Annotated in this window: 12 protein-coding genes; 1 reads left to right on the top strand and 11 read right to left on the bottom strand. The window is 62.3% G+C overall.

Features of this window, described 5'->3' with window-relative positions:
- Positions 1-45 precede the first annotated feature (45 nt).
- The gene (ctrA, locus tag AC2FNJ_RS02705; protein ID WP_496762211.1) at positions 46-762 is read right to left on the bottom strand and encodes a response regulator transcription factor CtrA; all 717 of its coding nucleotides are present in this window, start codon (positions 760-762) and stop codon (positions 46-48) included.
- Between the two features lie 87 nt (positions 763-849).
- Complete coding sequence (gene sciP, locus AC2FNJ_RS02700) at positions 850-1,140, bottom strand: CtrA inhibitor SciP (RefSeq protein ID WP_496762209.1); 291 nt, start codon at positions 1,138-1,140, stop codon at positions 850-852.
- 134 nt (positions 1,141-1,274) lie between these two features.
- On the opposite strand from sciP, the gene mnmA reads away from it, so the two are divergent.
- Positions 1,275-2,420, top strand: a complete 1,146-nt coding sequence (mnmA, locus tag AC2FNJ_RS02695) for a tRNA 2-thiouridine(34) synthase MnmA (protein WP_496762207.1) — start codon at positions 1,275-1,277, stop codon at positions 2,418-2,420.
- Here mnmA and AC2FNJ_RS02690 read toward each other — a convergent pair.
- The 9 genes from AC2FNJ_RS02690 to rseP form a co-directional block, all read right to left on the bottom strand.
- Entirely contained in the window at positions 2,417-2,998 is a 582-nt protein-coding gene (locus AC2FNJ_RS02690; RefSeq protein ID WP_496762205.1) for a cadmium resistance transporter, read from the bottom strand. The genes mnmA and AC2FNJ_RS02690 overlap by 4 nt on opposite strands.
- A 2-nt stretch (positions 2,999-3,000) precedes the next feature.
- The gene (lpxB, locus tag AC2FNJ_RS02685) at positions 3,001-4,155 is read right to left on the bottom strand and encodes a lipid-A-disaccharide synthase (RefSeq protein WP_496762203.1); all 1,155 of its coding nucleotides are present in this window, start codon (positions 4,153-4,155) and stop codon (positions 3,001-3,003) included.
- Positions 4,155-4,949: an LpxI family protein gene (locus AC2FNJ_RS02680; protein ID WP_496762202.1), complete on the bottom strand. Its 795-nt coding sequence runs from the start codon at positions 4,947-4,949 to the stop codon at positions 4,155-4,157. Before AC2FNJ_RS02680 ends, lpxB begins: the two co-directional genes overlap by 1 nt.
- A gap of 4 nt (positions 4,950-4,953) precedes the next feature.
- Entirely contained in the window at positions 4,954-5,739 is a 786-nt protein-coding gene (lpxA, locus tag AC2FNJ_RS02675; RefSeq protein WP_496762200.1) for an acyl-ACP--UDP-N-acetylglucosamine O-acyltransferase, read from the bottom strand.
- Positions 5,736-6,209 (bottom strand): 3-hydroxyacyl-ACP dehydratase FabZ, encoded by a 474-nt coding sequence (gene fabZ / locus AC2FNJ_RS02670; protein WP_496762198.1) that lies wholly within the window; start codon positions 6,207-6,209, stop codon positions 5,736-5,738. The genes lpxA and fabZ overlap by 4 nt, the downstream gene beginning before the upstream one ends.
- A gap of 72 nt (positions 6,210-6,281) precedes the next feature.
- Entirely contained in the window at positions 6,282-6,869 is a 588-nt protein-coding gene (locus tag AC2FNJ_RS02665; protein ID WP_496762197.1) for an OmpH/Skp family outer membrane protein, read from the bottom strand.
- A gap of 6 nt (positions 6,870-6,875) precedes the next feature.
- Positions 6,876-9,236, bottom strand: coding sequence for an outer membrane protein assembly factor BamA (gene bamA, locus AC2FNJ_RS02660; RefSeq protein WP_496762195.1), 2,361 nt, complete (start codon positions 9,234-9,236; stop codon positions 6,876-6,878).
- 128 nt (positions 9,237-9,364) lie between these two features.
- Complete coding sequence (locus tag AC2FNJ_RS02655) at positions 9,365-9,493, bottom strand: hypothetical protein (RefSeq protein WP_496762194.1); 129 nt, start codon at positions 9,491-9,493, stop codon at positions 9,365-9,367.
- Between the two features lie 100 nt (positions 9,494-9,593).
- Entirely contained in the window at positions 9,594-10,946 is a 1,353-nt protein-coding gene (rseP, locus tag AC2FNJ_RS02650; RefSeq protein ID WP_496762193.1) for an RIP metalloprotease RseP, read from the bottom strand.
- Between the last annotated feature and the right edge of the window lie 4 nt (positions 10,947-10,950).

The following is a 10,950-nucleotide window of genomic DNA, read 5'->3' as shown; positions in this document are numbered from 1 at the left end:
GTGGTGGATGCCGTCCCGGACCCCCGACGGCCGAATATCGCCGGCTCAGGCGCCGATGGCCATGCGTGCGCCATCCATCGACTTGGGCTGCGGATCGCGCAGGACATAGCCGCGTCCCCAGACCGTTTCGATGTAGTTCTCGCCACCGGTTGCGTTGCTGAGTTTCTTGCGCAGCTTGCAGATGAAGACATCGATGATCTTCAGTTCCGGCTCGTCCATGCCGCCGTAAAGATGGTTCAGGAACATTTCCTTGGTCAGCGTCGTACCCTTGCGCAGGCTCAGAAGCTCCAGCATCTGGTATTCCTTGCCGGTCAGATGCACCGATTTGCCGTCCACCTCGACAGTCTTGGCGTCCAGGTTCACCGCGATGCGCCCGGTCTGGATCACCGATTGCGAATGCCCCTTGGACCGGCGGATGATGGCGTGAATGCGCGCCACCAGCTCCTCGCGGTGGAACGGCTTGGTCAGATAGTCATCCGCGCCGAAGCCGAATCCCTTGATCTTGCTTTCGGTGTCGTCGGCCCCCGACAGGATCAGGATCGGCGTTTCGACACGGGCGATCCGCAATTGGCGCAGAACTTCGTGACCGGTCATGTCGGGCAGGTTCAGGTCCAGAAGGATCAGGTCATAGTCATACAGCTTGGCAAGGTCGATCCCCTCTTCCCCGAGATCGGTCGCATACACGTTGAGGTTGGCATGCGTCAGCATCAACTCGATGCTCTTGGACGTTGTTGGATCATCCTCGACAAGAAGTATGCGCATTTTCAACTCTCCGCTTCAATCGCAGTCCAGGTTTCAAGGCGAGCCTGAACAAGAATGGTTAATCTCACGTTACCGCTGAATCGAATACTATTGTTCTACTTTAGGTTGTCTATATTTTTTTAGACTCGTCACCTTCAGCGCCTCCACACCGTGGTCCGCGACGGCGGCGATCCAGCCATTGAGTTCCTCGTCGCTCAGCCCATAACGTTTCTTGGCTTCCGACAGCGTCATCAAGCCATACAAAACGGCCCGAACGACGATGGCCTTGCGCGAGGCGACCCAGCGCGTCGTGTCCGACGGAGGCAGATCGGCGCGCGTCAGAATCGTGCCGTCGGGCAGCGTGACGGATCGGGGGCCATCGACCTTGTGCAGATACATCTGCCTGCTCCTCATTCTGAATTAATGCAAGATTTGGCCAGCCTACTTAATGTCCGGTGAAACGGCCCCTTGAGAGTGTCTAGGATTTTCCTATATTCTGCCGGTCTTTCTTAACCCGGACCGGAACCTCGCCCATGGCCCTCGCTACCGAGACACCGCTCAACTCGCTCGGCTTTGCCAAACTGCCCTCGGAAACGCGGGTGGTGGTGGCGATGTCGGGCGGTGTGGACAGTTCCGTGGTCGCCGCGCATCTAGCCGACCAAGGCTATGACGTTGTGGGAGTCACGCTGCAGCTTTACGACCACGGCGCGGCGCTGGCCAAAAAGGGCGCCTGCTGCGCCGGGATCGACATTCACGACGCGCGCCGCGTCGCCGAAGAGCGCGGTTTTCCACACTATGTGCTGGACTACGAAAACATCTTCAGGGACGCGGTGATCGACGAGTTTGCCGACAGCTATCTGGCCGGCGCGACACCCGTGCCATGCATCCGCTGCAATGAACGGGTCAAATTCAAGGATCTGCTGGAAACCGCCAAGGATCTCGATGCCGACTGCATGGCCACGGGACACTACATCCAGCGCAAGGCGGGTCCGAACGGGCCGGAACTGCATTGCGCGACCGATGCGGCGCGGGACCAGTCCTATTTCCTGTTCTCGACCACGCCGGAACAGCTGGACTATCTGCGCTTTCCCCTGGGCCATCTGCCGTCCAAGGACGCGACCCGAGAAATGGCGGCGCAGTACGGCCTTTCGGTCGCGGACAAACCGGACAGCCAGGACATCTGTTTCGTACCAAACGGCAACTATGCCAGCGTGATCGAAAAACTGCGGCCGGGCGCTGCGGAACCGGGCGAGATCGTGCATGCCGATGGCCGCGTTCTGGGCCAGCACGAGGGCGTGATCCACTACACGATCGGCCAGCGCCGCGGGCTCGGCATCGGCGGGCTGAGCGAGCCGCTCTATGTCGTCAAGCTGGACGTGGACAAAAAGCAGGTCGTCGTTGGCCCGAAAGAGATGCTGGCCACCCGCACCGTTCCCGTGCGCGAGATCAACTGGCTGGGCGACCAGCCCTTCACCTCGCGGACGGAATGGCACCTTTCGGTCAAGGTCCGTTCGACCCGTCCGCCGCGCGAGGCGATCGTCCGACCCCTCTCGGAAACCACGGCCGAGGTGGAGCTGCTGACACCCGAGGAAGGCGTTTCGCCCGGTCAAGCCTGTGTCTTCTACGAGACCGGCGGCACCCGCGTCTTTGGCGGCGGCTGGATCTGGCGCGGATTTTAGACCGCGTCGGTCGAGGAGTTGCTCAGAATGTACAGGCCGGCGCAGATCATCACATAGGGCACCAGTTTCTCCAACCGCCGGGCCAGTCCTCCACTCACGAACGGTGCCTGCGTGCCGAACATGGCTGCGGCCGCCATGCCGATCGCGGCCAGCACGGCACCGATCACGCCTGCCAGGCGAAAACTCGGCGCGGAATCGGCAAGCAATGGCGCCAGAATCGCGAACGTGTCCATCGACAGGCTCAGAAACAGCAGCATGGTGACAAGGACGGACGCGGAGGAGGAGGCAGGCGCGGCAGCCGCGTTTTGGTCGTTGCGGAACTGGCGCAACACGCCCAAGGCGCCCAAGGTCAAGGGGACCAGGCCCAGATACCCGGCCCATTGCGGAACGACGTCGTCGACACCCATGGCAACGGCGACCGACGCGACGATCACGGTCGTCTGTGCCAGCAGAAACCCCGAAACCGCACGGCCTGTGCCCGCGACGAGCATCAACGCAACCAGAGCGGCCAGATTGTCGAGATTGGTCAGGATCTGGGCCAGAAAGGCTGAAAAGGCAAAGACCGCGTGATCGGCCATGATCACCGCATCCGGCTCAGGACGGCGCGCGCCGCGCGAAGCCCCGGCGCTTCGCCGCCGCGGCCGAGCCTCTCCATGGTCACACGCATCGCCTCTTCCTGCGCAGCCGGAGTGGCCTGAACCCGGGCCAGAGCCTCCGAGATGGGTTCGGGTCGGCAATCCGGGCCTAGGCATTCCGGCACCGCCCGCGTTTCGCTGACCAGATTGACAAGCGTCACGGTATCCAGCTTGACGAGCCGTTCGGCCATCTTCTGGGTCAGCCAGCTGAGCTTGTAGGCGATCACCATCGGCGTGGCTTGCGCGGCGAGTTCCAGCGACACCGTGCCGGAGGCCGCCAGCGCCAGGTCGCCCACCGCAAAGGCCGCGCGTTTCCACGCCGCCGCCTGCGCGGGAACGATCCCGCGCGGATCGACGATCACCGGGCGGCCCGGCCAATCCCGCGTCCGTTCGGTCACGTGATCGGCCATATGCGCGACCGTCGGCACGACGACACGCATCTCCGGTCGGTCACTCAGATACTGCGCAAGGGTCTGTCCGAAGACCGGAGTCAGCCTGTCCACCTCCCCTCTCCGAGACCCCGGCAGAACCAGGAGAACCGGTGCGTCGCCCAACCCGAATTCCGAGCGGAACGCAGCAATCTCGTCTTGCGTCGCCACCGGCTCGCTGACCACGGGATGACCGACGAAATCGCATTCCATACCCGCGCGTTCCATGTAGGGCGGTTCAAACGGCAGCAGGGCCAGCACGTGATCGATGACCTTGGCCATCTTGTCAGCGCGACCCGGACGCCAGGCCCAGACGCTTGGGGCCACGTAATGGACCGTTCGGATGCTGCTTTGAGATTTGACGATCTTTGCCACCCGCAACGAAAAATCCGGGCTGTCGATGGTGATGAGGACATCCGGTTCGGTGTCCAGAACCGCCTGCGCCGTTTCGGCAATCCGGCGCTTGAGGTGAAAATAGCGCGGCAGAACCTCGACCAGCCCCATGATGCTGAGTTCGGACATGGGAAACCGGCTGACCAGGCCCTGGGCTTCCATCATCGGCCCGCCGATCCCGTCGAACTGCGCATCCGGCACCAGGGTTCTGAGCCCTTCCATCAGCGCCCCGCCCAGCCGGTCGCCGGAGGGCTCGCCGGCCAGCAGGAACACCCGCATCAGACCGCCCGCTCCCGCACCAACAGAAAAAGACCCAGCCGATTGCATTCCGCAACCACCGTGTCGCGGTCCAGAACGATCACCCCGCCCTTTTCGATCACGATGCCCGAAAGCCCCGCGGCGACGGCACCAGTGACCGTGTCCGGGCCGATCACCGGCAGGTCGGCGCGGCGGTCCTGACCGGGTTTCGGCGCCTTGAACAGGATACCACCCCCGGCGTCCGGTCGCTGGCTGAGCGATGCCAGCATCCAGGCGGTCCCGAATACCCCCTCGATGGCCAGCGCCTGACCGCGCAGGACCACGCAGGCCTGACCGATATCGGCATCGCTCATGGCGCGCAGGATCCCGGCGGCGCGGTCGGCATCGGCCAGATCGGCCTCGACGGGTTTCGCCTCGGTCAGGCAGCCGAGCGGCGGCAGGATGTCCGGTGCCAGATCCTGCGCGGCGCGCACCTGCAACCCGGCCTCTTCGAAAATGCCGATCACCGCCCGCAACGCCCCGTCATCACCGGACAGGATTGCGCGTTGCAGGATCGGAACCAGCGGCATCGTTTCGGCATCGATGCGCTGCGGGTCGATTGTCGGCCGGCGCACCGTCCCGACCATGCAGATCTCGGTAACGCCGCGGGACTTGAGATCGGAAATGAAGCTGCCCAGGTTTTCCAGCGGAAAGGCGCGATCCACCGCGAGCCTGTCCGGCTCGAACCCTTCCATCGCGCAGATCAAAGGGCGTTCGGGAAGCCGTGACACCACCTCGTCCGGCAGCGCGCCGGTTCCGGCGATCAGAGCCAGCATCGGATCAGCGCCCCGGGGTCAGAAACGACCGGTCGGAGTCGCCGGTCACGAAATCGACGATCCGGCGCACATAGTCGCTGTCTGCCGTCTCGCCCAGACGCTTGGCGCGCTCCATGAATGTGCCCTCCCCTTCGGACAGTTCGCGAAACGCCGCGCGCAGGGCCGCGATATCCTCGCGCGAGACACCGCGCCGTTTCAACCCGACCAGATTCAGGCCATCCAACTCGCCGCGCGGACCCTGAACGAGACCGTAGGGTATCACGTCATTTGCGACCATGGTCAGCGCACCGATGATCGCGCCGCGCCCGACGCGCACCCATTGATGCAGCCCCGAGATGCCGCCGACGATCACGTCGTCCTCGATGATGCAGTGGCCGGCCGCGCCGGCATGGTTCACCATGATCACGCGGTCGCCGATCTGAACGTCATGCGCCACATGCACGCCCGCCATCAACAGACAGTCATCGCCGATGCGGGTCACGCCGCCGCCGCCGTCCGTACCCGTATTCACCGTGACATGCTCACGGATCCGGTTGCGTTCGCCGATTTCCAGGCGGGTGTTCTCGCCCTGGAATTTCAGATCCTGCGGAATCTCTCCGACGACCGCGAAACTGAAGATAACCGTGTCCGCGCCCACCGTCGTCTGTCCGGTAACGACCACGTGCGACTTCAGTTCGACCCGCGCGCCGAGTGTCACCTGCGCCCCGACGTAGCAGAAGGGGCCGATCACGCAATCCGGCCCGATGTTTGCCCCGTCTTCGATGATCGCACTGGGGTGGATTCGACTCATGCGCTCTTTTCTCCGGTCAGATCGACATAGGCCGAAAACTCGGCCTCGGCGGCAACATCCCCGTCCACGGTTGCGCGCCCGTTGAACTTGAAGATCTTGCCACCCATCTTGCCGCGCACGGTTTCGACATGCATTTCCATGACGTCGCCTGGCACCACCTTGCGACGGAACTTGCACTTGTCGATATTCATGAAATAGATCAGCAGTTCGCTGTCGATGATGTCCATACCCACACCCAGCATGACACCCGCGGTCTGCGCCATCGCCTCGACGATGGTCACGCCTGGCATGATCGGAGTGCCTGGGAAATGGCCTTGGAAATGCGGCTCGTTCATGGTCACGTTCTTGATGCCCACGGCCGAGTGATAGCCCTGAATATCGACAACCTTGTCAACCAGCAGAAACGGGTAGCGGTGCGGAAGAATGCGCTGAATCAGCTGAATGTCGGCACTCTTGGATTCCGTGGTCATCGTGCGGGTTTCCTGTCCTGATTGGTCTTTTCTTGAGTGGTTAACAATCCCGCCCGGTCAGGGCAAGCTTGCCTAATCCGTGTCGCCGTTTTCCAACGCGCGCCCATCGCCGATCGCGGCGTCGATCCGGGTGATGGCCAAATCGGTTATATCGGTGGAATCCGAACTCAGAAAGACGCTCGAGCGTTCCAGAATGACGCCCGCGCCGGTTTCCTGCATCAGCGCCGCCAGAACCGGGCGCACCATTTCGCGAAACACCGCCCGCGCGCGGTCCGAGCGCGCCGTCAGCGCATCCAGCTTGGCCCGCTGACTGTCGCGATGCGACTGAACCTTTTCGTCGAAATCATCCGCCAGCGCGCGAAACTCGTCAGGCGACATCTCGGCGCGGCGCTCGGTCAGTTCCTTTTCTTCCCGGCTAAGGTCGGCGATGATCCGTTCGTTCTCCGCGGCCAGAACCGCACCCTCCGCCTCGATCTCGTCGATCACCCGGCGCCCAAAGGCGGATTCGGCAAACAGCTTTTCGCTGGAGATTGTAAGGATTTCGCCCTGCGGCAGGCCAAGTTGCTGGGCCGTTGCCGCAAGCGGCGCGCAAAGGAACAAAACCGCACACAGGGCCCAGACCGGACCCTGTGGCAGGACGAACCGGAGGCAAGGGCTCATTCGCCCTCAGAACCGCGCCTGAATGGTCAGGTCAAAGCTCTGTTCCTTGTCGAAGTCTTCCTTGACCAGCGCCTTGGAGAAGTTGAAGCGCAGCGGGCCGAAGGCCGTGGTCCACAACAACGAGAATCCGACGACCTGGCGTACCGATCCGTCCGCACCGACGATGTTGCCGCCGGCCGTGTTCACGTTGTCGAGATTCCACAGGTTGCCGATGTCATAGAACAGACCGCCGCGCAGGCCGATCTCTTCGGGCAGACCCAATGGGAAATCGGCCTCGAACCGCGCAACCCAATAATAGTTGCCACCGATCGCGTCGTCCTGACCGTTCGACAGGTCGCGCGGGCCCAGACCGGCCGGCTCGAACCCGCGGAAGGTGCTGGGGCCCAGCAGGAAGCGGTCGATGGTCCGGCTGAAGTCGTCGCCGGTCCAGGACAGAGCGCCGACTTCCAGATCGGCCCGCAAGGTCACTTCCTCGTTCAGAATGCGCTGCTGGGCAATCGCCCGCGCGCTTGTCTTGATGAATTCGTTGTCCCCGCCGAGACCGGCCGCATCGACACCCAGCGACAGAAGCACGCCGGCATTCGGATTCAACCCGCCGATCCGGCTGTCATAGGTATAGGACAGGCCCAGGGAACTCGTGGACCGCTCGCCCTGATCGATCTCGGACTGAATCACCGATCCAACCGCCTGGTTTTCGCGGGCGATCATCTCGCTGTTGTCCCAGTTGTAACGCAGCGACAGCGTCGAAAGCTCGCCGATGGCGTAGGTCAGCTCGGGATTGAAGAACACCCGCTTGGTGTCGTAGTTGGCAAAGCTCGAATTCCGGCGGGCCAGACCCAGCCCCAGATCGAACCGCAGGCGACGGCCCAGCAGGTAAGGTTCCGAGAAGTTGATGACATACTGTTCGCTGTCCTGGGCGGTCGACAGCGTCAGGCCCAGTGTCTGGCCACGGCCAAGGAAGTTCGACTCCTGCAATCCGACCGCGACACCGAAGCCGTCGGCGATCGAGTAGCTGCCGCCGAGTTGCAGCGACCCGGTGGGCTGTTCCTCGACATCGACATCGACGATGACCTGGCTGGGGGATGACCCTTCCCGCGTTTCGATATCTGCGGTCGAGAAGAAACCGAGCGCCCGAATGCGTTCCGCGCTCTGCCGGATTTCACGCGGGTTGAACGGATCGCCTTCCACCGTGTCGAACTGACGGCGGATCACCCGGTCGAGCGTCGTGGTGTTGCCTTCGATGTCGATGCGCTCGACGAAGATCCGCGGCCCCTTCACCAGAGCAAACTGCACATCCAGCGTCAGATCGCGGTTGTTGCGCGTGATGCGCGGTTCCACCCGCAGGAAGTCGACACCCTGACGGATGCCCAGCCGCTCCATCCGGGTCAGCGAGTTCTCGATGAGCGACGGCGAATAGACGACGCCGGGCCGGATCTTCAAGGTTTCCTGATAGGGTCCGGGGTCAACGCCCGGTATCTCGCTGACCGTCGTGATGTTGCCGAACTTGAACTGCTGGCCTTCGGTCACGTTCATGACCAGAAAGAACGCATCCCTTTCGCGGGTGAATTCGACATTGGCGCTGTTCACGCGGAAATCCACATAGCCGCGCGACAGGTAGAAATCCCGCAAGACCTGCTTGTCGAATTCGATGCGGTCGCCGATGAAGGTGTCCGAGCGGATGAAGGTGCGCAGGATGTTGGCTTGCTTGGTTTCGAGCACGCGGCGCAACCGGCGGTCGGAAAAGACGCGGTTGCCGACGAAACTGACCCGTTCGATCTCGATCGTGTCGCCCTCGGAGATCTCGAAGACAAGATCGACGCGGTTGTCGCTGCGGCGGATGATCCGCGGCACCACCGTTGCCGCGACCCGGCCCTGGGCCGAGTAGATTTCGGCGATGAGGTTGGCGTCCTTCTCGGCCTGTTCGGGCGTGAACACGCGGCGCGATTCCGAGACGATCGCATCCTGAAGCTGTTCGTCCTTGATCCGGCGGTTGCCCTCGAAACTGATCCGGTTGATGGTCGGGTTCTCCTGGACGGAGATCACCAGTGTGCTGCCGCGCGGCGTCAGTTCGACTGTCTCAAAAACACCACTGTCAAGCAGACGTTGATAGGCGTCGTTCAATTGACCGGCCGTGATCTGCTGACCCCTTTGGATTCCGGCGCGCGAGATGATCGTACCGGTATCGATCCGCTGGTTGCCCTCCACCTGTACCGAATTGAAGGTGTATGTCTGCGCCTGTGCCGGCCGCGGTGCCGTATAGGCAGCCACTGCAAAAACAAGAAAAATCGAAAATATTGCTCGAAACAAGATATAGCCTTGCGAATTGCCGTCGCCGCAGGATGTGCCCGCCCCTCTGCCGTCACTCATGTTATCAACCCAAGTTTCTTATGGCCTCAGAAAGGTCACTAACGGCATACAGGCAGGTTGTCAAAAGCGCAAAAACACAGCGCGGCCAAAAGACCGCGCCGAACATGTTCAAAACTGTGTCGAAAGAATCACAGAGTCAGGATGTAGGCCCCCGCAACTAGGGCGAGCGCAATGGTTCCAAGGCTCAGGAACCGGTCCCAGTTGAGGGTCATGATCAGGCTCAGGCCCCGGTAGGAATGTTGCAGATTCTCAAGCATGATCCGCCCTTGGAAGTCTCATTCTGTCCGGGCCGAACATAGGCGCGAATTGTGACCGCACTTGGGCAAGACTTTGACAAACCCTTGCCACAATTCCCGGTCAGCAGAAGAGATCGTTGCTGAGCGAAAAGACCATCAGCGACAGGATCAGGGTTATTCCGACCGCCATGAGAACCCGCAGCGCCGCATCGCTGGGCGGGCGGCCGGTCACGGCCTCGTAGGCGTAGAACACCAGATGTCCGCCATCCAACGCCGGGATCGGAAACAGGTTGAGCAACCCGACCGCCGTGGACAACACGGCGATGAACCAGATGAAGCTCTGCGCCCCCTGGCTCGCCATCGCCCCCGAGGTTTCGGCGATACCGATCGGACCGGAAATGTTGCACGTGCTGATGGCGCCGGTGATCATGTGCCAGATCCCGGACAGCGACCCTTCGACGATGCGCATCGTCTGCGCCGCACCGCCAGCTAGCGCAGTGAAAAACCCGGTGGGTTCGGTCGCCGGTTCCAATGCCATCCCGCCGACGATCCCGATCCGCCAGTGGGTCACGAACCCGCCTTCGGGGCGCGGCTCGTCGGTGCGGCGCGGCGCGAGGGCGAATTCCAGGGTCTCTCCGTCCCGCCAAATGTCCAGCAGCAGTACCCGCCCGTCCGACGCTTCGACCCGTTCCTTGAGCTGTGCGAAGGCAAAGATCGGATCCCCGTCTACTGCCGAAATGACATCCCCCGGCGCAAGCTGGATGTCCATCGCTGCGCTGCGCGGCGCGATCTGTTGAATCAGCGGTGGAAACAGCCATGGTCCCCTGACCGTCATTTCCTGACCGTCTCGCAAGATCGAATAGTTCAGAACCGGCGCGACCGGCAGCTCCTCGATGAAGGCCGCCCATTCCGTGCCCTCGTCGAAATCGGGTGTCGCGATACCGTTGATGGCGCGAATTTCATCGCCTTCGCGCAGTTCCTGGACCGCGCCCGGAAGGGGAAACAGCTCACCAACCGTCAGTGGGCTTTTGGCCTGGCCCTGAAACATGAAGATGAGCCCGAAGACGGCGATCGACATCACGAAGTTGAACACCGGTCCCGCGGCCACCGTCGCCGTTCTGGCCCAAAGCGGCGCGCCATGCATTGTGTGACGCAGATCCTCGGGGTTCTTGCGATATATCTCGGCCATGGTCTCGCCATCCTTGCCCGAGGCGGCGTTCGCATCGCCCAGAAACTTGACATAACCGCCAAAGGGCAGCGCCGCGATCTGCCAGCGGGTTCCGCGCTTGTCCACGCGGCTCCACAGAACCGGTCCGAAACCGATCGAGAAGACCTCGGCATGGATCCCGGACCAGCGGCCGACGATGTAATGGCCGTATTCATGCACGGCGACGATGACGGACAAGGCCACGATGAAAGCCAGAATCGTGTATACGAGGCCGCCAAACTGCGGGATCAGTGAAATAAAGTCCAAACTG

It is taken from the genome of Ruegeria sp. BHSB196 (genome assembly GCF_059613135.1).
Note: the sequence above shows the minus strand (reverse complement) of the source record. Positions and strands in the feature narration are given on the sequence as shown.